The sequence below is a fragment of the Sodalis sp. RH22 genome (assembly GCF_047324165.1).
Classification (GTDB): domain Bacteria; phylum Pseudomonadota; class Gammaproteobacteria; order Enterobacterales; family Enterobacteriaceae; genus Acerihabitans.
In genome coordinates, this window is the sequence record NZ_CP178731.1 from 3,162,542 (window position 1) to 3,187,173 (window position 24,632).

Below are 24,632 nucleotides of genomic sequence, written 5' to 3' on the forward strand. Positions count from 1 at the left end.
TCATTTATCCGGCGCTATTTTTTTCATGGCAGAAGAAAAATCATTTAACCGTCGTTTTTTTTAGTGATTAACTTCACAATTTATTTACATAACAGGCCTTACCTCTCCCCCGCCGTAGGTTTTTATCCGTATCTGCCTTAGATTTTTTCCAGCGGCAGGCTTTTACGGCAAACACGTTCATTACCCCGCGCCGTAACGTCCCCGCCCGAGAAGAAGGGATAAACCGTCAATAAAATTGTTTTTTATCAGTGTATTAATCTGACTGGCCCGATCGCCATCACAAAAGGGGGATAAATACTTTGTTTATCCGGGGAACATGCCTTAAATAGCTAACTCGAGTTAGCTAAAACATTGAAACACCCAGAACCCGTTTTGTCCGGAGGCAACATGTCCGCAGCGTTGTTAACCATGAAGCATGTCACAAAACGATTCCCCGGGGTATTGGCCCTGGATAACGTTAACTTCGATTTAAACCGCGGGGAGGTTCATGCGCTGCTGGGTGAAAACGGCGCGGGCAAATCCACGCTGATGAAAATATTATCCGGTGTTTATTCTTGCGACGAGGGCTGGATAGAACTCGACGGCCGGCCGGTGACGATTACCAGCCCCATCCAGGCGGGGGCGTTGGGCATTGCCATTATTCACCAGGAATTCAATTTATTTCCTGATTTAACCGTGGAAGAAAATATTTATATCGGGCGGGAATTTCATCAACGCGCGCCATGGATCCTGGATGACGTCGCCCAGCGCCAGGCGGTCATGAATATCCTGCAGATGCTGAACCTGACCATCGATCCGGCCAGGCGCATCAGTGAATTGACCGTGGCGCAGCAGCAGATGGTGGAAATCGCCAAGGCGCTCTCGGTCAACGCCAAAATCCTGATCATGGACGAACCTACCGCGGCCCTGACCGAAAGTGAAATCGACAGTCTGTTCAAGGTGATCGAACTGCTTAAGTCGCAGGGGGTCGCCATCGTTTATATCTCCCACCGGCTGGAGGAACTGGCGCTTATCGCCGATCGGGCCACGGTCATGCGCGACGGTAAATATATCGCCACCGTCGATTACACCATGGTGCGCATCGAACAGCTGATCGCCATGATGGTGGGACGCGAGCTGGGCGATATCTACCCCGCCCGGGCCGCCATTCCCGGCGACGACGTGGTGCTCGACGTCCATAATCTCGGCCGTAAGGGCGTACTGCACGATATTACCTTTGCGCTGCGCAAAGGCGAGATCCTCGGCATCGCCGGCCTGATGGGCGCCGGACGAACCGAGGTGGCGCGGGCGCTGTTTGGCGCCGATCCCATGGACCACGGGGAAATACGCCTGTCCGGACATCGCGTCAAAATAAGCAGCGTGCACGGCGCCATCGCCCTGGGCATCGGCTATCTGACCGAAGATCGCAAAAAAGACGGGCTGGCGCTGGGCCTGTCGGTCGGCACCAATATTATGCTCAGCAGTTACCGGCACTATGCCAACGGCTTAGGGATTATCGACGACAAAAGGTGTCACGCCGAAAGCGAGCGCCTGCGCCGCCAGCTGCGTATTAAAACGCCCGACCTGGAACAACTGGCGGTGAATTTAAGCGGCGGCAACCAGCAGAAAATTATTATCGCCAAATGGCTATGCAAGAATTCGGAAATATTGATTTTTGATGAACCGACACGCGGCATTGACGTCGGCGCCAAGCTCGAAATATACGATTTGATGAACCGTCTGACGGCGGAAGGTAAATCAATCATTATGATTTCGTCTGAATTACCGGAGATCTTGGGCATGTGCGACAGGATATTGGTAATGCGGCAGGGGCGTATTACCGCCGAGCTGTCGGCCGCGCAGGCCACCCAGGAAAATATAATGAAATATGCAACGCTTGAGGGGTAAATCATGATTGGCATAACCAAATATTTACAGAACGGCTCCAATAAAAAAATAAGCAATAAAGCGTTGCTGATGCGTTTTGCTCCGCTGCTCAGCCTGATTCTGCTGATGATATTTTTCAGCCTCGGTTCGCCGTTTTTCCTGAACACCGAAAACCTGATGACCATCGCCCTGCAAACCTCGGTAATAGGCATCATGGCCATTGGCGTAACCTACGTCATTATTACCTCCGGCATCGACCTGTCGCTGGGGTCGGTGGTGGCGTTTTCCGGCGTGGCCATCGGCCTGGGGGCCGCGGCCGGACTGCCGCTGGCGCTGTGTATCCTCTGCGGGGCGCTGGGCGGCGCGTTGTGCGGTTATATCAACGGTTTTCTGGTGGCCCGGGCGGCCATTCCCCCCTTTATCGCCACGCTCGGCCTGATGATGTCGGTGCGCGGCATCAATATGGTGCTGACCGACGGCCGCGCCATTTATTTTTCGCAATATCCCGGTTTTAAAATCCTGGCCCAGGGCAAGCTGTTCGATTTCCTGCCCTATCCGGTTATCTACCTGATCGTACTGGCGGCCATTGCCGCCTATATCCTGAAAAGAACCGTTATCGGCCGGTATATCTACGCCGTCGGCAGCAATGAGGACGCCGCCCATTTATCGGGAATCAAGGTGCGGAACGTCAAACTGTTCGTTTATCTGTTCTGCGGCATATTGACCGGCATCGCGGGAGTGGTGCTGGCATCACGGCTGAATTCCGGACAACCGACGGTGGGCGTGGGCTATGAGCTTGAGGCCATCGCCGCGGTGGTGATCGGCGGCACCAGCCTGATGGGCGGCATCGGTACCATCGGCGGCACTATTATCGGCGCCTTTATCATGAGCGTGCTGAAAAACGGACTGAATTTAATGGGCGTGTCGCAATTCTGGCAAATGGTTGCGATGGGCATTGTCGTGGTTGCGGCGGTGTATCTGGATACGCTGCGCAAAAAGATCTGATTCACCGACGTTCCTGTTATCTGGACAGTAAAAATATCACTTTGGAGGTTGTCATGATGAAATTAATCAGGTTGTGCGGCATCGCGCTGTTCACGCTATGCGGCGCGGGCGGCGCTGATGCCGCCACCGGCGATATCTCTATTCCGGTGGTGAGCAAAGGCTACCAGCATGAATTTTTCCAAACGGTAAAACTGGGTTCGGAGGCGGCGGCAAAAGAATTAGGCATAAAAACCAGTTTTGTCGGCCCGTCCGATGAAACGCAAATCGCCGAACAAATCCAGCTGATGGAAAATACCATCACGCGCCAGCCCAGCGGTATTCTGCTCGCGGCACTGGATGCCAACGCCCTGGTGCCGTTGGTGGAAATGGCGCACAGCAAAAAAATCGCTGTCGCCACCTTCGACTCCGGCGTCAACTCCGATATCCCGGTGAGCTTTGTCGCCACCAATAACGTCAAGGCCGGCTCCGCGGCGGCGGACGCCCTGGCGAAAGAGGTGGGAGGCAAAGGCAAGGTCGGCATTATCGCCCATGTGGCGGGCACCACCTCGGCGATAGAGCGTACCGAGGGTTTTACCAAGACCATCAAGGAAAAATATCCCGCCATTACCCTGCTGCCGGTGCAGTACAGCGACGGCGATCCGCAGAAAGCCATGGATAAAACCATCGATATGGTGCAGGCCAATCCCGACCTGGCGGGCATCTATGCCACCAACGAGGGGTCGACGCTGGGCGTCGCCAACGCCATTGACAGCCTGAGCCTGGCCGGCAAGGTCAAGGTGATCGGTTTCGACAGTACCGAGGCCATTATCGGTTTCCTGAAATCCAATACCCTGCAGGGTTTTATCGTCCAGGACGCCTACCAGATCGGCTACCAGGGCATCAAAACCCTCGACAGCTTCCTGAAGGGACAGAAGGTGGCCAAGGTCATCGATATCCCGGTGAAATTCGTTACCCAAACCAATCTTAACGATCCGGCTATCCAGAAATTGCTCTATCCGTTCGGCAAAAAATAACCGTCAACGTCACAAGGAATTGCCATGAACAAGACAACAGCTTCCCCACAGCGGCATGACGATATGCCGGCCATCGGCATTCGCCCGGTTATTGACGGCCGTCGCCTGGGCATCCGCGAATCGCTGGAAGAACAAACGCTGTCAATGGCGCGCGCCACCGCCACCCTGCTAACCGCGTCCCTGCGCTACCCCAACGGCGAGCCGGTGGCGTGCGTCATCGCCGATACCTGCATTGCCGGGATGGCGGAATCCGCCGCCTGCGAGCGCAAATTCAGCGGCCGCAACATCGGCCTGACCATTACCGTAACGCCGTGCTGGTGCTACGGCAGCGAAACCATCGACATGGACCCCTTCCGGCCGAAAGCCATCTGGGGGTTTAACGGCACCGAGCGCCCCGGCGCGGTGTATCTTGCCGCCGCGCTGGCCGGCCATAACCAGAAAGGACTGCCGGCGTTCGCCATCTATGGCCGCGACGTGCAGGACGGCGGGGACGGCGCCATCCCCGACGACGTGCGGGAAAAGCTCCTGCGCTTCGCCCGCGCGGGCATTGCCGCGGCATCCCTGCGCGGTAAAAGCTATCTGTCCATCGGCGGCGTCGCCATGGGCATCGCCGGTTCCATTGTCGATCATGACTTTTTTGAATCCTGGCTGGGCATGAAGGTGCAGGCGGTGGATATGACCGAGCTGCGCCGCCGCATGGATCAGGGCATTTATGACGAGGAAGAACTGGCGCTGGCGCTGGCCTGGGCGGACAAGGCCTTTCGTTTCGGCCCGGACAAGAATGCGCAGCGGTACCGCCGCGATGCCGCGCAAAGCCGCGGCGTATTGCGCGACAGCCTGCTGATGGCGATCTGTATCCGCGACATGATGCAGGGCAGCGCTAAGGTGGCGGCCAAGGGCTTTATCGAGGAGTCTTTGGGCTATAACGCCATTGCCGCCGGCTTCCAGGGGCAGCGGCATTGGACCGATCAGTACCCCAACGGCGACACCGCCGAGGCGTTGCTCAACAGCGCGTTCGACTGGAACGGGGTACGCGCGCCGATGGTGGTGGCGACGGAAAACGATAGCCTGAACGCCGCCGCCATGCTGTTCGGCCGCGCCCTGACCGGCACCGCGCAGATTTTTGCCGATGTGCGTACCTACTGGTCGCCGCAGGCGGTGGAACGGGTTACCGGCCACCGGCTTGAAGGCCGGGCCGCGGCGGGCATTATCCATCTGATCAACTCCGGCTCGGCGGCGCTTGACGGCACCTGCCGCCAGACCGATGACGCGGGCAACCCCACCATCAAACCGCATTGGGAGATAACCGAACAGGACGCCCAGGCGTGCCTGGCGGCCACCGCGTGGTGCCCGGCCATTCATGAGTATTTTCGCGGCGGCGGCTATTCGTCATGCTTTTTAAGCCGGGGCGGCGTGCCGTTCACCATGACGCGCGTCAATATTATCCGCGGCGTCGGACCGGTGCTGCAAATCGCCGAGGGCTGGAGCGTCGATTTGCCCGCCGGGGTCCACGATACGCTGAACCAGCGCACCGACGCCACCTGGCCGACCACCTGGTTCGCCCCCCGGCTGACCGGGCAAGGACCGTTTCGCGACGTCTACTCGGTGATGGCCAACTGGGGCGCCAATCACGGGGTGCTCAGCGTGGGCCACGTCAGCGCGGATTTTATTACCCTGGCGGCGATGCTGCGCATCCCGGTTTGCATGCATAACGTGGCGCCGGAAGACATCTACCGGCCCTCCGCCTGGGCCGCCCACGGCATGGATCCGGAAGGACAGGATTACCGCGCCTGCGCCAACTACGGCGCGTTATATAAAAAATAATCCCGGCGGCGCGCGGCCGGATCCCGGCGCTATCGCGGGATTGCCGGCCCCGCCCCTTGACGCGAGTGGGGAGACGGTATGAAGCAAGATGTGGTTATCGTACTGGACTGCGGCGCCACCAATATCCGGGCGATCGCCATGGCCCCGGACGGCCGGACGGTCGCCAAGGCGGTTATGCCGAACGCCAGCCTGCCGGCGGCGGAGAACCCCGACTGGCAAACCTGGTCGCTGGACAGCATTATGGACGGCTTCAGCCAGTGCTCCCGCCGCCTGGCGGCCGAACTGGCGTCATGCCGGGTGCGCGGCCTGGCCGTGACCACCTTTGGCGTCGACGGCGCGCTGGTGGACGCGCAAGGCGCCTTGCTGTATCCGGTTATCAGTTGGAAGTGTCCGCGCACCGCGCCGGTGATGGCCGATATCGCCCGCTATATCAGCCCGGCGGAATTACAGGCGATATCGGGCGTCGGCCAGTTCAGTTTTAATACCCTGTATAAACTTATCTGGCTGAAACAGCATCATCCCGCATTGCTGGCGAAGGCCCGCGCCTGGCTGTTTATCTCGTCGCTTATCAACCACCGTCTGACCGGCGCGTTCACCACCGATCGCACCATGGCCGGCACCAGCCAGCTGCTGGATGTCGGGCGCGAATGCTTTAGCGCGCGGATACTGGCGGCCGTCGGCCTGGACGCCGCGCTGTTTCCACCGCTGGTGAACGCCGGCGATATCATCGGCGCGCTGCTGCCCGCCGCCGCCGCCAGGCTTGGGCTGCCGCCGGGCCTGCCGGTGATCGCCGCCGGGCATGACACGCAGTTTGCCCTGTTCGGGTCGGGGGCCGGGCTGGACCAGCCGGTGCTGTCCTCCGGCACCTGGGAAATACTGATGGTACGCAGCCGGCGGGTGGACACCAGCATACTGCCGCGTATCGCCGGGTCCACCTGCGAGCTGGACAGCTGCGCCGGCCTGTTTAATCCCGGCCTGCAATGGCTGGCCTCCGGCGTACTGGAGTGGGTGCGCGAGCTTTGCTGGTCGGCAACGCCGGCCAGCAAAGTCTATCAGGCGATGATTCGCGAGGCGCGCGAGGTGCCGCCGGGGGCGGACGGCGTCAGGATGAGCGGTTCCCTGCTGGCGGCGGGGGCGGGACTGGCAAGCTGGCAGGGACTTGCGCTGGCGGCGCGGCGCGGCCATATTTATCGCGCCGCGCTGGAAGGACTGGCCGTGACCCTGCGCGATAATCTGGCATTATTAGCGCAAATAGGACATTTCACCGTTAGTGAACTGACGCTGGTGGGCGGCGGCGGTCGCAATGCCCTGTGGAACCAAATCAAGGCCGACCTGCTGCAGGTGCCGATCAAAGTGATGGACGAGGCGGAAACCACGGTATTGGGCGCCTCGATGTTTATCTGGAGCGGCATCGGTTATGTTCCGTCGCCGGAAGATGCCCGCGCCCTGGTCGGTTATCGCTATCAATGGTTCAGGCCCGGCGGCGACTATGCCGATATTAAGTGGCCCCCGACCGGGCTCCCATCCCCTCGAACTGGAGTGCATGTATGTTAAAACTGATATCCCCGCTTATCTCGCCGTCGCTGCTAAAAACGCTGGCCGAAATGGGCCATGGCGACGAGATTGTTTTCGCCGATGCGCATTTTCCGGGGCATTCCCTCGGCCCGCAGGTGCTGCGCGCCGACGGGCTGGACATCGGACCGCTGCTGGCGGCGGTGATCCCGCTGTTCCAGCTGGACAGCTATGCGCCGCCGCTGGTGATGATGATGCCCGGCGCAGGGGATGAACTGGACCCGGCGGTGGAAAACCGCTACCTGCAGGCCTTGTTTGGCGCGGGCGAACGCCTGCCGGTGACGCGCATCGACCGGTTTGCTTTTTACGAGCGCGCCCGGCGGGCGTTCGCCATCGTCATGACCGGCGAGCGGGCAAAATACGGTAATATCTTATTAAAAAAAGGGGTAACGCCCATATTTTGACCGTCCGTTGCCGTATCTTATGCCGACAACCGCTTTCACACCCTGGCCTGGGGCGCCGGAAGCGGGACATCGGGTAAGCGGGAGGGCAAGATGAAATCAACGCGGCAGCAAGATATCCTGGCGTTAATATCCCAACAGGAGGTCCTGAAGGTGGATGAACTGGCGGCGTGGTTCGACGTCAGCAAGGAAACCATCCGCCGGGATTTCAACAGCCTGCAGGACCAGGGCCTGATCATCCGTCAACATGGCCGGGCCAAAGGCATTGCGCGCGGCAAACCCGACAGCGGCGACTCGTTTAATGCCCGCGTCAAAAGCCATTTAAACAGCAAGGCTGATATCGCCGGCCAGGCCCTGACCTGGGTTGACGAGGATATGGTGATTGCCCTGGATGCCAGCACCACGTGCTGGTACCTGGCCAAAAAGCTGCCTGACATCCCCCTAACCGTGTTTACCAATAGCGTCCGGGTGTGCAGCGAGCTGGAAAAAAAATCCCATATTACGCTGGTCAGCTCCGGCGGCACGTTGCAGCGTAAATATGCCTGTTACGTCAATCCAGCGCTGTTTTCCATCGTCAGGCACCTTGATATCGACCTGTTTATTTTTTCCTGCGAAGGCATTGATAATGACGATATCATGTGGGATTCGAACGCGATCAACGCCGATTACAAGACCTTGATGCTCAACAAGGCCACGCAGTCGCTGTTGCTGATGGACAAAAGCAAGCTCGGGCGCAGGAGCACGGTGAAAATCGGACCGCTGGCCCAGGTGGCGCGGGTCATTTCCGATACGGAGTACCGAAAGCCGCCAACGTGATGCGCCCGCCGCTATGGCCGGGGAAACGAAAAGCGGCGCATGGATATTAAAAACATAATATTTATTGCAAATAATTAAGTATATTAATGCTAAATCATTGAGCGAAAAATAACGTTAAAATTTTAACTTTATGATGATTTTTTTACATTAATGGCATAAGTTATTCTCCCGGCCATCAAGGAAGAATAAGCTATATGCTTAACATTATCGATATTAATCATCACGCACTTGAATTATTAAAGACTGGAAAATCCAACGCGCGGGCAACCCATTTACCTATGGAAAGCGACGGCTTAATCAGTATTATTAATAACGAAGCCAAATACGACAGCGGCGCCCCTATTCCATTTCTCCCCTTCACCCGGCTTAATTCGGACAAAGAGCGGGCGGCTTGCCTGGAAGAAATGGAAAAAGTGGTGGCGTCAGGCCAGTTCACCAGCGGCGACTTTATCACCCGGCTGGAAAAACGGCTGGCGGCGTCTTACCGGGCGACGGCATGCGTCGCCACCAGCAGCGGGACGGACGCGCTGAAAATTGCGCTGAAGGCCATCGGCGTCGGTGCGGGCGACGAAGTCATTGTGCCGCCCAACTCTTTCGCGGCCACGGAAAACGCCATATTTTCCATCGGGGCAAAGCCGGTCTACGCCAACATCGACGCCAGTTTCAATCTCAACCCAACCGAGATCCCGCGGCTGGTCACCCCGCGCACCAAGGCCATCCTGGCCGTTTGCCTGTACGGCTCCGTCAGAAATATGAGCGCCATATCCCAAGAGGCCAGGCATCATGAGCTGCGCGTCATCATTGACGCGGCCCAGTGTTTCGGCATACCGGATATCATCAACTACGGCGATGTAGTGACGCTGAGTTTTAACCCGTTTAAAAACATCGGCGGATTCGGCAAGGCGGGCGCGTTGCTGACCTGTTCCTCGGCCATCGCCAAACGCGCCCGGCAATTTTCCTATCATGGCTTTTGCGAGGGTAAAAAAAACGTCAAAGCGCAGAATTGGGGGTTTAACAGCCGGATGGATAATATCCAGGCGGCGACGTTATTAGCCAAATTAACTTTTTTTGCCCTGAATGCGTTAAAACGATCTTACCTGGCTTATCGTTATATTAATAAGCTCGCTCTCCTGGAACATCGCGGATTTATTACGCTGCCCATCGAACAAACGGCCAACACCTGGCATTTATTCCCCATCCGGGTCAACGCGGGCAAGCGGGACGAGTTGATACGTTTTGCCAAAATAATGAATATCGAATTTGATATCTATTATCCCATATTAGGGTATGACGGGGCCAACGAGTTTGCCTTAACCTACCAGGATAAAATAAGTTTCGCTACCAGCCGCAGCATTCATGCCACGGTGCTCCATATTCCACTGCACAATCATATGTCCCTGGCAGAGCAGGACCGGATCGTCGGCGTTATCAACCAATTTTTCCAGTAAGCGCGCGCGTGATGCCGGGACAAGCGTGGCCAATTACCCGCTTGTTGGGCTAGTATTGTGCTCTACGATACCGGCCCGCCGCTGCACGGCGCGGCCTGAAAAACCGGAGGAGCCATGCAGACGATAGCCATAGATATGGATGAGGTGATTGCCGATTTCAACAGCAAAATGATCCGGCATTTTAATGCCGAATTTGGCGAACATATCGGCTTAAACGATCTTGCCGGACAGACTATTCAGCAATTGCGTCCGGCGCTGCGCGAGAAAATCAACCAGATGATCGGCGAGCCGGCGTTTTTCAGCGATCTGGATGTGATCGCCGGCGCGCAGGATGTGGTCCGGGAATTGAGCGGCAAATACCATGTTTTCATCACTACCGCCGCCATGGAATTCCCCGCCTCGTTTACCGCCAAGTTTAACTGGCTGCAAACCCACTTCGGTTTTTTAAGCGCCATGAATTTTGTCTTTTGCGGCAACAAGCGCATCCTCAACGCCGATTTTCTTATCGACGACAATGTCCGTCATTTTGAGCATTTCGTCGGCGAAGGCATCCTGTTTACCGCTCCGCATAATATCCATGCGCGCGGCTATCGCCGGGTCAACGACTGGCGGGAGGTGGCTGATCTTTTTTTGTAGGTTTGCGCCGCGGCGGACAGGGTTTGCTGATTAAATGAACCAATGTTTCTTAATAAAAGAAATAAAATTTTATAAATTTGAGCTTGATCGCCCCGCTCTTTATTTTTTTGCCATTCAATCACCGGGTCTGGCAACGGGAGAAAGGTTTCTCGCCGCCCCAGGCGCTAGGGTTGACAGCGACAATGAGGATTACGGTCGGTTGACCGTTTTTTACCATGCCCTGTCAACGCCTTATCCGGGGAAGCATGACGATGAAAATACGCTCCATAGGTTTACCGCAATACCTGGCTTATGGCTCCGGCGATTTCCTGGGCGCGGGCACCACCGCCCTGACCGCCGCCTGGCTGCTTTATTTCTACACCACGTTTTGCGGCCTCTCGCCCATCGAGGCCACCTTTATCTTTGCCTGCGCCCGGGTGCTGGACGCCGTGGTCAGCCCGCTGATGGGCTACCTGACCGATAACTTCGGCGGCACCTGGCTGGGCAAGCGTTTCGGCCGCCGTAAGTTTTTTATCCTGCTCGGCATTCCCTGCGTGTTCAGCTACTGCCTGATGTGGGTCGGCGGCATGGGCTACGGTTATTACCTGCTGACCTATCTGCTGTTCGACGTGGTCTACACCATGATCCTGGTGCCCTACGAAACCCTGGTGCCGGAAATGACCGACGATTTTAAACAAAAATCCAAGTTCTCCGGCGCGCGCATCGCCCTGGCGCAGCTGTCCGCCATCCTGGCCGCCTTTTTGCCCGGCATCCTGCTGTCGCATTTCGGCAAGGACAACGCTATTTCCTTTTTCTACGCCAGCGTGGTGTTCGCGGTGATCTGCGCGCTGGTGCTGACCCTGGTCTACCTGTTTACCTGGGAGCGACCGGCGGCGCTGAAATCGGAGGCGGTATTAAAGCTTGAGCGTGAAAAACAGCAGCTGACCCTGGGACAAAGCCTGCGGCGCCTGCATATCGAACTGTCCTCCACGCTGCGCGTGCGCATTTTTCGCCAGCATCTGGGCCTGTACCTCGGCGGCTACATCGCCCAGGACGTGTTCAACGCGGTGTTTACCTATTATGTGGTGTTCGTGCTGATGCAAAGCGCCACCGTGGCCTCCAACCTGATGGGGGTGATGGCGATCCTGCAGTTCGTGGCGGTGATCGGCATGATCCCGCTGTGCATCCGCTTCGGACCGGCGCCGTCCTACCGGCTGGTGGTCACCCTGTTCGGCCTGAGCGCGCTCTCCTACGGCGTGCTGTACTACGCCGGCCTGAGCGACACGTTCTCGCTGCTGCTGCTGGTATCGGCCGTGGCCGGCCTTGGCCGGGGCGGCATCAACTATGTGCCCTGGAATATCTACACCTATATCGCCGATGTGGACGAGGCGATCACCGCCCAGCGGCGCGAGGGCATCTTCGCCGGCATCATGACGCTGACGCGCAAGGCGTCCCAGGCCGGGGCGGTAATGCTGGTGGGGGTGTTCCTGCAGCTGTCGGGGTTCGTTTCCGGGCAGAAAGTGCAGTTGCCGCAGGTAAGCCACGCCATCCTGGCCATCCTGTGCATCGGCACGGTGCTGGTGCTGACCGCGGGTTTCATTATTTCCCTGCGCTTTAAGCTGAACCTGAAAACCCACCGCATCCTGCAGCTGGAAACGCAAAAAATGCGCGCGGCCAATCATCCGCTGCCGCAGCAGATCACGCCGGAGGCACGGGCCACCGTGGAGACGCTGACCGGCATGAAATACGAATCGCTGTGGGGCAATAACAACATCGGCTACCTTAACCGCCATAAAGGCGCGCCGGAAAAAGCCGCGCCCACCGGGCACCTGATTTAATCTATCTATAAAGACATCGGCAGGACGACATACATGACTATCTTTAGCGTAAAACACAGCCCGTTGCTCCGGCAGCCTGAATATCTGTTACCCCGCGACCGGTTAAAAGGGTTGATCGGCAAAGTGACCGATAACCTGATCAATATCGAGGATCGCACCGGCGAGTTTTTACTGCGCCTCGACGACGGACGGGTCATCGACACCAAGGGATGGGCCGGGTGGGAATGGACGCACGGCATCGGCCTGTACGGCATTTATCAATACTACCAGCAAACCGGCGACGACCGGATGCGGGGGATTATCGACGACTGGTTCGCCGCCAGGCTGGCGGAGGGCACGCCCACCAAAAACGTGAACACGGTGTGTCCGCTGCTGACGCTGGCCTACCGCTATGAGGATACCGGCAATCCAGCCTGGCGCCCTTACCTGGAGCGCTGGGCGGAATGGGTGATGTACGAGATGCCGCGCACCGAAAAAAACGGGTTGCAGCATATCGTCTATAACAATGAAAACCATCAGCAGTTGTGGGACGATACGCTGATGATGAGCGTGCTGCCCCTGGCGAAAATCGGCAAATTGCTCAACCGGCCGGAGTTCGTGGCGGAAGCAACCTATCAATTTTTACTGCATATCCAGTACCTGATGGATCGGGAAACCGGGCTGTGGTTTCACGGCTGGAGTTTCGCCGGCCGGCATAATTTTGCCCGGGCGCGCTGGGCGCGCGGCAACAGCTGGCTGACGGTGGCCATTCCGGAATTTATCGAGTTGCTGGATTTGCCGGAACAGGACCCCACGCGCCGCTATCTGCTCGAGGTACTGACCAGCCAAATCGACGCCCTGGAAAAATGCCAGGATGAGAGCGGCCTGTGGCATACGCTGCTTGATGAGCCGCAGTCGTACCTGGAAAGCTCAGCCACCGCCGGTTTTGCCTATGGCATACTGAAGGCGCTGCGCAAACGCTACATCGACCCGCGCTACCGGGCAATGGCGGAAAACGCGGTGCGCGGCGTCATCGGCCGCATAAACCAGGACGGCGAGTTGACCGATGTGTCGTTCGGCACGGCGATGGGCAGCGAGCTGGAATATTACCGCCAGATCCCCCTGACGTCCATGCCCTACGGCCAGGCCATGGCCATATTGTGCCTGACGGAGTATTTGCGGGTCTATATCTAAACCCGGCCATTGCCGCTCGCTTAGGCAAACTCCGCGGTATTATTCTCAAAAGAAGCAAATAACGTTGACCGGCTGCCGTCGCGAAAAAAGGCGCGCAGCCCGCTCAACGCGATATCATAATCGTTGAATAAAAACAGCTTGTGGATGACCCTTAATGGCGGCCATCGTGTTCTTAGCAACCCCGCCGCTATAATGATCTGCGACAGGCTAAGCACGGGGACGGCATCGCCCGGCGCCCCGGCGGTGCGAAGGCGCGCGCTTTTCCAGAGCTGATGTAATTGCGTTGTCAGCCTGTTATAAATGACATCGGCGTATGTATCAGCGCTGGAGACCATATCATAATGCCCTTGGTCATTCACAGAGCATTTTAGTATACAATTAAGCCAGATAAGTTTATTACTGCCTTTGAGCACAGCCGTTAATTCTTGATAATAGCTGTCTATATTATTGTTTAGTGCGAAAATAATATTCACACAGTTGGCTTCGTCCAGCTCTTCGGTAATATGCCCGCGCATACAGACCTGGCCCGCCAATTGTTTTTCCTGCGACGGCGTCAAATCTTTCATCGCTATCGCCGGCGGCGCCATGGACAGCACAATGGCGGCGCCGTCGTCCCTGTCGCCTGCCGCCCAAGCCCCCGCGCCCGCCATAGGATCAAGATACGCCCGCTCGGTGGAAAAAGTCTCGATGCAAGAGCCGGTGCATTCACGGAAAACCCTGATGGCGTCGGCAAAATCCTCATGGGCATACATAACGTCGATGCAGCGCCAGCGAAGATGCGTAAATCCCTTATCGGTTAATAACCGGCTGATGACATATTCCGCCAAAAGTCCGCCGGCACCCAGTGAAATCAGGGTTAGCGGCTGTTGCCTGGGCAAGTCCATGGCAATGATGCGATCGACCAGACAGCGGGTAAAATGGATGCGCGCGCTAAGGGAAGCGGTATCGGCATGTTCAAACCAGCGCATGCCGTGATAAAGGCGATATGCGCCGTAGCGGCAGGGCTGCACATAGGTCTTCAGGATAAAATGATCAAGCGAAAAGCGAGGCGTTTCCGGCGGCCCATCATCAACGGCGTGCAGGCAGGCCGCCTCTCCCAATACATGGCCGGTTAATAACGGATCTGGCATGGCGTAGTCATCCTTATCAGTACGCAACAACGCGTTAGTGGATAGCTATGATCACTATGTATGGGTAATAAACCTAGTCCCGAATCGGCAAAGACTGCATAACGAAAAGCGGCCGATCCGTTGACGCATGCCCCTGATCACCATATAGTTAGCAAACTACCTAATTACATACTAACGATAGCGATGACTATGCCGAAAACCCGCGCGCAGGCGCTGATGGCGATGACCATGGCCCTGGGCCAGCTACAACGGGCCTATCGGGCCAAGGCGGATAAACTGGTCGCGCCGCTGGGACTCTCCTCCGCCATGGCCTGGCCGCTGGTGCTGATAGGCCGTCATCCCGAAGGGATACGTCCCGGCGGGCTGTCGGAAGAACTAGGGATCGAGGGCCCCTCCCTGGTGCGCTCGCTCAACCAACTGGTGGATGCCGGGCTGGTGTTGCGCCAGGACGACCTGGTGGACAAGCGCGCCAAGGTTCTGCACCTGACGCCGGCGGGCAGCGCTATCCAGATACGGATCGAGGCGATGCTGAACGACTTTCGCGCCACGCTGTTCGAGGACGTGCCGCAGGCGGACATTGACGCATGCCTGCGGACTTTTTGCCTGCTGGAACGGCGGCTGGGTATCAACGGATCTTCGTCCCTGGACGACGCGCTAATCAACACGCCGGCCTGATGACCATGACGTTGCCTGCCTTGAGGCTGTTTTCCCGCGCGGAAATGATTTATTCGCTGAAAAGCTTTACGGCGGCGATGATGGCACTCTATTTGTCCAGCCGCGCCGGGCTGCCCAATACCTTCTGGTCGATGATGACGGTCTATGTGGTCAGCCAGCCGCTGGCCGGCATGGTGCGATCGAAGGCGGTCTACCGCCTGTGCGGCACGTTTATCGGCAGCACCGCCACGGTATTTATCATTCCCGCCCTGTCCAACGCGCCGGTGCTGCTGGTGCTGGCCATGGCGCTGTGGGTCAGCGTCTGCCTGTTTATTTCCCTGCTCGACAGAACCCCGCGCTCCTACGCCTTTATGCTGGCCGGCTACACGGCGGCGCTGATCGGTTTTCCATCGGTACAGACCCCGGATTTGATCTTTAATACCGCCATCACCCGGGTGGAGGAAATCTGCCTGGGGATTTTATGCGCCACCCTGGTACACAGCGTGGTGCTGCCGGCAGGCTTGACGGGCAGCGTCATGGGCCTGCTGGACAAAACCTTAACCGATACCCGGCGCTGGCTGAAGGATATTTTTTCCGCCCCGGCGCCGCTTCCTCCTACCGCAGGGGAGGACGGCGCCACTTCCGCGGCGCGCCTGCGCCTGTCGGTGGATATTACCCAACTGCGGCTGCTGGCCACCCATATCCCGTTTGATACCGGCAATCTGGCCTGGACGGCGGGCGCTATGCGTACCATGCAGGACCGGGTGGCGGAACTGATCCCCACGCTCTCCGGGGTGGAGGATCGCCTGCAGGCGCTGTATCGGGCGGAAGGCGGCTGGAGCCCCGATGTGCTGGCGGTGCAACGTCAAATCAGCGCCTGGCTGGCGGCCAACGAACCGCTAATGGCCGGCGTCGAGGTCCGGCTCACCCCGGCGGAGTATCACGACCAGCGCCTGGCGCTGAGGGAATCGGCAACACGGCTGGAATCCGGCGGTAATCACAGCCCGTGGTCGCGGGCGTTGCGCATTTCGCTGGTCAGCTATCTGGAAGAACTGGTGATGAAATGGCAGGAGTGCATAGTGCTGCGCCAGGATATCGCCACCGCCATGCGGCTCGGCGTCATGCCCAGGCGCCGCCTGGCCGCCGTCGGCAACCGGGTGCTGCATCGGGATCTTGGCATGGCGCTGCTTTCGTCGCTGGCGGCCTTTATCGCCATCGGCCTGTGTTGCGTGTTTTGGATCCAAATCGGCTGGGCCGACGGCGCCACCGCGGCCATGATGGCGGCGGTGTTTTGCAGCTTTTTCGCCGTCATGGACGATCCGGTGCCCGCCATCAATAATTTCCTTAAATACACCTTCCTGTCGGCTCCCATATCGGCGATTTATATTCTGGTGCTGCTGCCCGCGGTACATGACTTCGGCATGCTGGTACTGATATGCGCGCCGCTGTTCCTGGTGCTGGGCTGCTACAGCGCCCGCCCGGCCCTGCTTATGGTGGCGCTGCCGCTGCTGTTCGGCGTGGCGGGCACCCTGTCGCTGCATGATACCGCCCATGCGGACGTCACCAGCTTTATCAACAGCACCACCGCCCAGTTATTGGGAACCTTCGTGGCGGCGCGGGTAACCCGGTTATTTCGCTCGGTCGGCGCCGACTGGAGCGCGCGCCGTATCCGCCGGGCAATACGCCGCGACCTGGTGGCGATGGCCAGGGGCGTAAAAGCGCAGCAGCTGCAAATTTTTGCCGTCAGGATGATCGATCGCATCGGCCTGCTGGTGACGCGCATCGCCCAGGGCGAAACCAACCGGCACCATAGCGTCGCCAGGGAAACCCTGCGCGATCTGCGCCTGGGGGTGAATATCATCGCGCTGCAGCAGGCGCGGCGGCATTTTCCGGCGGTGGACTTCGGCGCGCTGCTCGCCCAGTTGTCCCAGTTGTTCCGCTCGGCGGAAAACCTGCCCGCCGTGTCGTTGCATCGCGCCGTCGACCAGGCGCTGGGCACGATGCTCGACATGCCGGAACCCACCCCGCAGTGGCGCAGCGCCATTTCCGCCCTGGTGGGGCTGCGCAATAACCTGTTCCCCGACGCCCCCGTCGCCCTGAACGTTAAGGAGGAGGCGCCATGATTGGCGAAGCCAGTTTTTATGGTCTCTTTTTCCCCTGGCTGATGGTGCTGGCACTGGCCGCGCTGGGGCTATTCTGGGCGGTACGGCGCCTGCTGGCGATGGGCGGTTTTTATCGCTGGGTCTGGCATCCGGCCTTGTTCGATATCGCCGTTTATTTCCTTTTACTTTATGGGATTACCCATGTCACGTATCTTTTGCAGCGATAACCTACGATGAAATCCGACACTTTTGCCTTACGTTCGCGGCAAGCGATCCGCGTATTGATTACCCTGCTGGTGACGCTGGCGGCCATTTGGGCGGTATTGCAGCTATGGGATCATTATGAACTGGCCCCCTGGACCCGGGACGGCCGGGTGCGCGCCAACGTGGTGCCCATCGCGCCGGATGTTTCCGGCCTGGTGACCGAGGTGGCGGTGCATGATAACCAGCGCGTGGCGGCCGGCGCATTGTTATTCGTGGTGGATCGCAGCCGCTATGAACTGGCGGTGCGGCAGGCGGAAGTCGGCCTTAACTCCCAGCGCATCGCCATCGCCCAGGCCCAGCGCGAGGACAAGCGCAATGCTCAGTTGGGCACGCTGATCCCGCAGGAGGAACGGGAACGCACCCGCACCCAGCTCGACCAGGCGCAAAACGCCCTGGCCCAGGCCGAGGTCGCGCTGGACAGCGCCCGGCTGAACCTGCAGCGGGCCCAGGTGCGTTCGCCGGTCGACGGCATGGTGACCAATCTTGATCTGCGCCAGGGCAGCTATGCCACCACCGGCAAACCGGTGATGGCGCTGGTGGATACCGGATCGTTTTACGTCGAGGGTTATTTTGAGGAAACCAAGCTGCCGCGCATTCACCTTGGCGATCCGGTCCGGGTTATCCCCATGGGCGGCAATGGGCCGTTCAAGGGTACGGTGGAAAGCATCGCCGCCGGCATTGCCGAACGCGATCGGCTGACCGGCGATAACCTGCTGCCCAGCGTGAACCCGACCTTTAACTGGGTAAGGCTGGCGCAGCGTATCCCCGTACGGGTGAAAATCGGCGCTTTAGCGCCGGATCAGCGGCTGGTAGCCGGCGAGACGGTTACCGTGGAGGTGGCGGGGTCGTCCAGCGGCATCATTAACCTCCATCCCGTCGCGCAAGGACGCTAGCCATGCCGATGCAAGCCATGATTGCCGGATATCAAAAATTTCCGTTCGGGCCGGCCTGCGCCATAGTGCTGGCCCTGGCCGGCCTGAACGCCTGCTCGTTACAACCGGTCGGGCCGGACTACCGGGCTCCCGCATCAACGCTGGTCACCCGCGCCGGCAGCCTGCCGCTGGTGGATGAAAAAACGAACGCCCCGGCGCAGGCCGGAGCCGCGCCGGCCAGCGCCCAACCGCTGCCGGACCGCTGGTGGCAGCTTTACCGGGATGCCAGGCTTGACCGCCTGGTGGCCCAGGCGCTGGCGCGTAATACCGATCTGCGTGTCGCCATGGCCAATCTTGAGCGGGAGCAGGCCTTGCTCAGGGAAGCCGGCAGCGCGCAAAATCCCACGCTCGGCGTTAACGCCAGGCCTTATTACGGCCATCCGTCCGGGCTGTCCGAATTGCAGCCGGGTTATGTGCCGGATAACGCCTGGCACTACGACAGCGGCCTGAACTTGTCCTATCAGCTGGATTTGTTCGGCCAGATCCAGCGCGCCATCGAGGCCGCCAACGCCGACAGCGAGGCGGCCCGGGCGGCCCTTGATCTGGTCAGAATCAACGTGGCGGCGAACACCGCCCGCGCCTATGCCGAGATCTGCGCCACCGGCCTGCGGCTGCAAACCGCCCGGCGTTCTATCGACCTGCAGCGTCAATCGGTGGCGTTAACCGGCCGGCTGCTACAGGCGGGCCGCACCGGTGAACTGGATACCGTACGCGCCCGCGCGCAGTTGCAACAGCTCACGGCTACCCTGCCGCCACTGCTGGCCCAGCGCCAGAACGCGCTCTACCGTCTGGCCACCCTTACCGGGGCGCTGCCGCAGGATTTTCCGCATGATGTCGCCGACTGCGTGACGCCGCCCCGCCTCAGCCGGCTTATCCCGATGGGGGACGGCGCCGCGCTCCTGCGCCGCCGTCCGGATATCCGCCAGAACGAGCGTCAGTTGGCCGCCGCCACCGCCCGGGTCGGCGTGGCGATGGCCGATCTCTATCCCAAAATCACCCTGGGCCTGGCGGGCAGCTCCGCCGGCTTGATGAACGGCATCGGCGAAAAAGATACCTATGGCTGGAGCCTTGGACCGCTGATTTCCTGGACGATCCCCAATAATGGCGTGGCGCAGGCGCGCATCGCCCAGTCCCAGGCGGCCACAAAAGCCAGTCTGGCCCGCTTTGACGGTTCCGTCCTGACCGCGCTGCGGGAAGTGGAGACCGCCCTGAATAACTACGCCCGGGAACTGGACCGCTACCAGGCGCTGCGCGCTGCGGGTAAAGAAACCCGTGACGTGGCGGAAAAAACCCGCCGGCTGTACGCCAGCGGCAAAATAGGCTATCTGGATGTACTGGACGCGGAACGCAGCCTGGCCGACAGCGACGCCGCCCTGGCGCAGTCGCAGGCGCAACTGGCCGACGATCAGGTGATGCTGTTCCGGGCGCTGGGCGGGGGCTGGGAAACAGCGCAGGGCGCGATAAAATAGAGGCGCACGCCCTGCCGCTAAGGGGTATTGATAAATTCCACCTCGACGGGCAAATGCGCGGGGCGCTGCTTAATCATATTCTTGCTAACGTCGATAAGCTCCAGGTCACGCGGCACGTTGGTCATAATGGCTTTCAATTTATTGTCGGCGATGAAAATCTTTTTTATGCCGGCGGGCAAGTTTTCAGACAGGGACTGGATATGGTTTTGGTTCAGGTTGATCAGCCGCAGCCCGGGCGGGAAGTGGGTGTTTGCCAACGTGGTGATATCATTATGCTGTAGCCCTATAAACCTTATTTTAGGTGGCCAGGTTGGCGGCAGTTCCATGATAAAGTTGTGGTTTGCCGACAAGGTAATCAGCGTTGGCGGCAATAGCCGCTGTATATCACTTATCTGGTTGTTATTGAGTTTCAGATGCAACAACTGGCTGAACTGCCATTGCTGGGGTATTTTGTTGATTAAATTAAAGCTAAGATCCAGATTGGTTAATTTGTGCGGTAATACCGCCATTCCCTGCGCTAAAATATTATTCGCGGCGCTGAAAATAGTTAACGTCTCCGGTAACCGGGGCAACTCGGTCAGAAAATTATGGTCCAGGTAAAGACTTTTTAATTTCAGCTGGCTAATGTCGGGTAACGTGGTTAATTCATTATTATTAAGTTTTAACGACATCAATTTCCCATGGCTAATCAGGTTGACCATATTAATCTCGTTATAGCTGACGTCAAGTTCGGACAAGTTCGGCGCCTGCGTGGCGGGAAGTTTTTGTAACTGGTTGTGATGGACGATAAGGGTTTCCAGCTTATCCGCCTGCACCCGGGGTAACAGGCTAAAACGATTATGGCTGATATCCAGGTGCGTTAAATTGGGCAGCGGAACGCCTTGAAAGTGTCGCAGCTCATTGTGGCTAAGCTTCAGTTTCACCACCTGTGGCGGTAATGCCGTGGGTAAAGACCTCAGGCCCAACCCCCTTAAATCAAGTTCCTTCAGGTTATCTCGCAGGCAGAACTGCAATGTTACCACCGCATTGCCGCGCTGTTCGTGGCTGCTCCCGCCGGCTGCCCATCGATGCCATATGTCATTGAAATGGGCATGTTCTTTTGCCAGGAGCAAATCGGATTGCCGGGGAAAAAGCGCCAGGACGCGATGAGCGTTATCCGCTGCAGGAGAAGCAAGGCCGGTATGGCTTAATGTCCCCGGGTAGGAAGGACCCAGGATACGCTGTTGCATAGCAGGCGGCAGGTCAAGAATGCGACGCCATGTCACCGGCGCGGCGTTTTGCAGCATCTCGCGCCCCCGGGCCGTTAATACCCCGTCCGGGCTTACATAGCCCCGCCATTGGCGCACAGAAATGCGCCACCGCGCGATAAGGGCCAGGGTAGTGGTCGGTAATGGACCGATGGCGTTTTCCACCCATGCCGCCAGGTGTTGGGCCGTGACCCAGGCATAGGGCTGGCCGGAAGATGCGGCGGCGAATGCTTTCCCCGCCCCCGGCGCGCCCCGCCCGCCCATACCCTGCTCCAGAATGTTTCGCAACCGTTTGGCCATGGGCAAAGGTATCGCCTGCAATATATTGCCAAGGGCCAACTGGTATTTTTTGCCGAAGGCTTCGCCGGTCTCGGGATTAAAACGGACATAAACGTCCTGGCCCGCCAGCTTATCGCCCCCGAGTTTTACCACCGGCAGTTCCTTGTCCAGCCCCGCCAGCCGAGCCATTATTACCGGTGTAGCGGGCGGCGCCATTACCGGCGGTAGACGCTGTTCAAGCCCCAGGCGTATTTTTTGCCATACCGGTAGTCGGCCGTTCATGAATTCGGCGATGGAGACCAGCTGTTTAAACGTCCGGGCGCCGGCGAAGCCCGCCAGTTCAACGCCGGGATCCATGGCCCTGATGGCCGTCAGGCCAAGCGAAATCATGGCCTGGCGGTTCAGCTCGCGCGACGCCGGCAGCACGGCGAAGTGGACGACATCCGTTCCGGCCCGGCGCAGCGTTTCCCTGAATGACGCGCGCACAACCAGGGCGCCGAGGCTGGCGCGCAGGGCAACTATGCCGCCCATGGCGCCGCGTTGTGCAAATCGGGCCGATAGCGCCACGCCCTGCCCAGCCAGGGGAACCAGGGAAAACGCGTCCGTCAGGCAGGGGATGATCGCCTCCCTGCGCCCTTCCTCGAGTCCCGTTAAGCAATCATGAAACGGAACCAGTGACAGCAGGAACTTTTGTGTTTTTTCCCATGACGTTTCTTCAAAACCGAATTGATGCAGTTGGTCCAACAGCCGCTGCTTATGCCGCATGACCAAATTTTCGATCAACGGCCCCAGCGTATCGCCGGCACTTTTCATCAGCGGCGCATTGACGGCCTTCTCATAAATTTCCAACTGATAGTCCGGATCTTTTCTCGCCGTCGTGGGGTCCGTCATCAGCGCATAATAATGTGCCGTTATCTTATCCACGCGCTCAAGGCTATAACCCGCCTGCGAGGGTCGCAGGGCAAAAATCCGTATTTCGCTCCCCACGGACGCGGCCAGCAGGTCTACCTCGGGCAATAGCGCGATGGAATAAGCGTGTCGGGGAATATGCCTTGCGCCCATGAGATGCTTCAGGCTTTTAAAGGCGCTGAATTTTGCCGATATTAACCTCACCGCTGCGCCGGCGATAAATTCAGACGCCACCGACGCCCGATCCTCCAGCAACCGCGACAGCATTAATGCGTCCACCACGGCGTATTTAGCGGCAATATCCTCATTTTGACTCTGGAACAGCGCCGTAGCCTGCGCCAGATCCGGCGACAATGCGGTACGGGTTTGGTATTTCCCCAGCGCCGAGAGTAAAATTTCCGCCGGATTATGGTCGTTTTTATATTTTTCGCCGGCGGCAAAGAACGCCTCGAGGGCAACAGAGGAGGCATTCGTCCCATGGAAGATATTTTCCACCTGCCGCTCTGTCGCCGGCAACCTTTGTTGCCGGCTATAAAAAATCCTGGCCGGCGCGTCAAATAAAAACAACACTTCGGCATCAATCACCGCGGCGCTTAGCATCTCTTCCAGCGAATACCCTAGCTGGAGCAATTCTTCTTTCGACAGGAGAGAACCGTCCAGCGCCAGGCTGTCGGCATAACGCAGCCCGGCATGCAAATAGACCCATTCCACGCTGCCAACATCCATGCCGGCAAAAGGCGCGGTTTCGTTATAAAACCGCAAGGTCGGCATGTCGGCAAAGACCACATTGTCCAGGATATAGCGCTGGGCGGATTGGCTTAACGCCTGGCCCGCGTCCGGGGAAGCCGCGTCCTCTTGCGCCGTGGCGGGGGCCGCCAGCTCAGCTTCGATGGCGGAAAATAGGTGCCTTATGGCCGTGCGCGAGGGGGGATTTTCATCGTCGCCGGACCTGTCGCACACCAGGGCGCGGGCAATAAACTCGCCGATGCCGGGTTTAAAGACCACCGCATCCAGCCACTGGCTGAAAATACGCTGCTGCTGTTTTTCAGATAATAGCTCCGCGCGATATGATCCAAAATCACCCGACGGCTTGCTCAGTTCCCTGGCCAGGCTGGGTAATATGCCGGGATTATCCTGTAAAGAATCAATACATCGGTTGATCAAGGGGTAAATATGATTGGCGACATCGTCAACGGCGGCGAGACGTTCTTTTATCAGCCACGCCGTAATCCGGCGGGTTTGGGCTTTCACTTTATTGGCCGCCGGATCATCCACGCCGGACGGGCCGCGCAAGTTTATGCCATGATCATGCCTGGTTTTTAATGCCGTATGCCGACGCTGGCGCCGCGCGAGCGTGGAGCGGCCGGCGATTACGTCACCGCGCCCCATTTCGGCGTCGCCGGATTTTATCCACGCCGGGTTGACCATGGCGGGCAATATGCCCCCCTCACCCGCTTTCGCATCGGTTCGGGCGAGAATAAGGCTGGCGTGCCAATAATGGCGGCGATCGCCGGCGTTCCCCGTCTGGCGTTCAGCGGCGAGCGGGGCAGCCGGCGATACCGGCGAATGTGTGTTCTTTTTATGCGCCACCGGCGGCAAAATGCGGGTCGACGTATGAGCCGTGATATTCGTTATAAATAGCAAACTTTGCAGCAGCAGATCCGCGCGCGCGCGTTTAAGCGGGTCGCCGGGGTGCTCGGATAAATAGCGAATGATTTGACGCTGATATTTTTGATCCGCAACGGTAATGGCGGTTTTATTATGATAAATACCAATGCAATTTCTGCTGGCAAGGGGACATTGCGGCATAATTAACTCCGGCAGCGGACATTAAAGAACCTTGGGATATTGATTATAACAGGGGGGAACCTCAATATTACCTAGCGGGACACTGTAAATGACGTGATTTCATTATCAGAGCCCATAAATAAAAATATTATATTTGTTTTAATGAAAGTAGTGTGAAGATAAGTAATTAATAAAATACCTCACTAAGACGCTTCACGCCGTCATTCGCCTTTTACTGGCATCGGCGCGGCGCATTGATATATGCCGCGCGCCGATGCCTGCAAATA

Annotated in this window: 18 protein-coding genes; 16 read left to right on the plus strand and 2 right to left on the minus strand. The window is 58.4% G+C overall.

What is annotated here, in order from left to right:
- The first annotated feature begins 387 nt into the window (after nucleotides 1–387).
- The 11 genes from ACL2XN_RS14485 to ACL2XN_RS14535 all read left to right on the plus strand — a co-directional run bounded on the left by ACL2XN_RS14485 (nucleotide 388) and on the right by ACL2XN_RS14535 (nucleotide 13,571).
- On the plus strand, nucleotides 388–1,887 hold the full coding sequence (locus ACL2XN_RS14485; protein ID WP_413728936.1) for a sugar ABC transporter ATP-binding protein: 1,500 nt from the start codon (nucleotides 388–390) through the stop codon (nucleotides 1,885–1,887).
- 3 nt (nucleotides 1,888–1,890) lie between these two features.
- Nucleotides 1,891–2,871 (plus strand): ABC transporter permease, encoded by a 981-nt coding sequence (locus ACL2XN_RS14490; protein ID WP_413728937.1) that lies wholly within the window; start codon nucleotides 1,891–1,893, stop codon nucleotides 2,869–2,871.
- Between the two features lie 53 nt (nucleotides 2,872–2,924).
- Entirely contained in the window at nucleotides 2,925–3,884 is a 960-nt protein-coding gene (locus ACL2XN_RS14495) for an ABC transporter substrate-binding protein (protein WP_413722026.1), read from the plus strand.
- A gap of 63 nt (nucleotides 3,885–3,947) precedes the next feature.
- Nucleotides 3,948–5,708 carry an L-fucose isomerase gene (locus ACL2XN_RS14500; RefSeq protein ID WP_413730975.1) on the plus strand — a complete coding sequence of 587 codons (1,761 nt, stop codon included), beginning with the start codon at nucleotides 3,948–3,950 and terminating at the stop codon, nucleotides 5,706–5,708.
- Nucleotides 5,709–5,786: 78 nt separating this feature from the next.
- Nucleotides 5,787–7,262 carry an L-fuculokinase gene (gene fucK / locus ACL2XN_RS14505; RefSeq protein WP_413728938.1) on the plus strand — a complete coding sequence of 492 codons (1,476 nt, stop codon included), beginning with the start codon at nucleotides 5,787–5,789 and terminating at the stop codon, nucleotides 7,260–7,262.
- Nucleotides 7,256–7,684, plus strand: coding sequence for an L-fucose mutarotase (fucU, locus tag ACL2XN_RS14510; RefSeq protein ID WP_410012292.1), 429 nt, complete (start codon nucleotides 7,256–7,258; stop codon nucleotides 7,682–7,684). Before fucK ends, fucU begins: the two co-directional genes overlap by 7 nt.
- A gap of 90 nt (nucleotides 7,685–7,774) precedes the next feature.
- Nucleotides 7,775–8,497: an L-fucose operon activator gene (fucR, locus tag ACL2XN_RS14515; RefSeq protein ID WP_413722024.1), complete on the plus strand. Its 723-nt coding sequence runs from the start codon at nucleotides 7,775–7,777 to the stop codon at nucleotides 8,495–8,497.
- A 194-nt stretch (nucleotides 8,498–8,691) separates the two neighbouring features.
- Nucleotides 8,692–9,945, plus strand: a complete 1,254-nt coding sequence (locus ACL2XN_RS14520) for a DegT/DnrJ/EryC1/StrS family aminotransferase (RefSeq protein ID WP_413728939.1) — start codon at nucleotides 8,692–8,694, stop codon at nucleotides 9,943–9,945.
- Between the two features lie 114 nt (nucleotides 9,946–10,059).
- Entirely contained in the window at nucleotides 10,060–10,581 is a 522-nt protein-coding gene (locus ACL2XN_RS14525) for a 5' nucleotidase, NT5C type (RefSeq protein ID WP_413728940.1), read from the plus strand.
- 251 nt (nucleotides 10,582–10,832) lie between these two features.
- Complete coding sequence (locus tag ACL2XN_RS14530) at nucleotides 10,833–12,398, plus strand: MFS transporter (protein WP_410012298.1); 1,566 nt, start codon at nucleotides 10,833–10,835, stop codon at nucleotides 12,396–12,398.
- 33 nt (nucleotides 12,399–12,431) lie between these two features.
- Nucleotides 12,432–13,571, plus strand: coding sequence for a glycoside hydrolase family 88/105 protein (locus ACL2XN_RS14535; RefSeq protein WP_413727240.1), 1,140 nt, complete (start codon nucleotides 12,432–12,434; stop codon nucleotides 13,569–13,571).
- Nucleotides 13,572–13,591: 20 nt separating this feature from the next.
- Here ACL2XN_RS14535 and ACL2XN_RS14540 read toward each other — a convergent pair whose 3' ends face one another.
- Nucleotides 13,592–14,701: a hypothetical protein gene (locus tag ACL2XN_RS14540; protein ID WP_410012300.1), complete on the minus strand. Its 1,110-nt coding sequence runs from the start codon at nucleotides 14,699–14,701 to the stop codon at nucleotides 13,592–13,594.
- A 189-nt stretch (nucleotides 14,702–14,890) separates the two neighbouring features.
- Between ACL2XN_RS14540 and ACL2XN_RS14545 the strand changes: the two genes are divergently transcribed.
- Genes ACL2XN_RS14545 through ACL2XN_RS14565 form a run of 5 tightly spaced genes read left to right on the plus strand, consistent with a single transcriptional unit; the run spans nucleotide 14,891 to nucleotide 20,122 of the window.
- On the plus strand, nucleotides 14,891–15,376 hold the full coding sequence (locus ACL2XN_RS14545; protein ID WP_410012302.1) for a MarR family winged helix-turn-helix transcriptional regulator: 486 nt from the start codon (nucleotides 14,891–14,893) through the stop codon (nucleotides 15,374–15,376).
- A 5-nt stretch (nucleotides 15,377–15,381) separates the two neighbouring features.
- Nucleotides 15,382–17,478 (plus strand): FUSC family protein, encoded by a 2,097-nt coding sequence (locus ACL2XN_RS14550; RefSeq protein ID WP_413727241.1) that lies wholly within the window; start codon nucleotides 15,382–15,384, stop codon nucleotides 17,476–17,478.
- The gene (locus tag ACL2XN_RS14555) at nucleotides 17,475–17,684 is read left to right on the plus strand and encodes a DUF1656 domain-containing protein (protein ID WP_410012304.1); all 210 of its coding nucleotides are present in this window, start codon (nucleotides 17,475–17,477) and stop codon (nucleotides 17,682–17,684) included. The genes ACL2XN_RS14550 and ACL2XN_RS14555 overlap by 4 nt, the downstream gene beginning before the upstream one ends.
- Before the next feature lie 6 nt (nucleotides 17,685–17,690).
- Nucleotides 17,691–18,614: an efflux RND transporter periplasmic adaptor subunit gene (locus tag ACL2XN_RS14560; RefSeq protein ID WP_410012305.1), complete on the plus strand. Its 924-nt coding sequence runs from the start codon at nucleotides 17,691–17,693 to the stop codon at nucleotides 18,612–18,614.
- Between the two features lie 2 nt (nucleotides 18,615–18,616).
- Nucleotides 18,617–20,122, plus strand: a complete 1,506-nt coding sequence (locus ACL2XN_RS14565; protein ID WP_413728941.1) for an efflux transporter outer membrane subunit — start codon at nucleotides 18,617–18,619, stop codon at nucleotides 20,120–20,122.
- Nucleotides 20,123–20,139: 17 nt separating this feature from the next.
- Here ACL2XN_RS14565 and ACL2XN_RS14570 read toward each other — a convergent pair whose 3' ends face one another.
- On the minus strand, nucleotides 20,140–24,366 hold the full coding sequence (locus ACL2XN_RS14570; protein WP_413728942.1) for a hypothetical protein: 4,227 nt from the start codon (nucleotides 24,364–24,366) through the stop codon (nucleotides 20,140–20,142).
- Nucleotides 24,367–24,632: the final 266 nt, after the last annotated feature.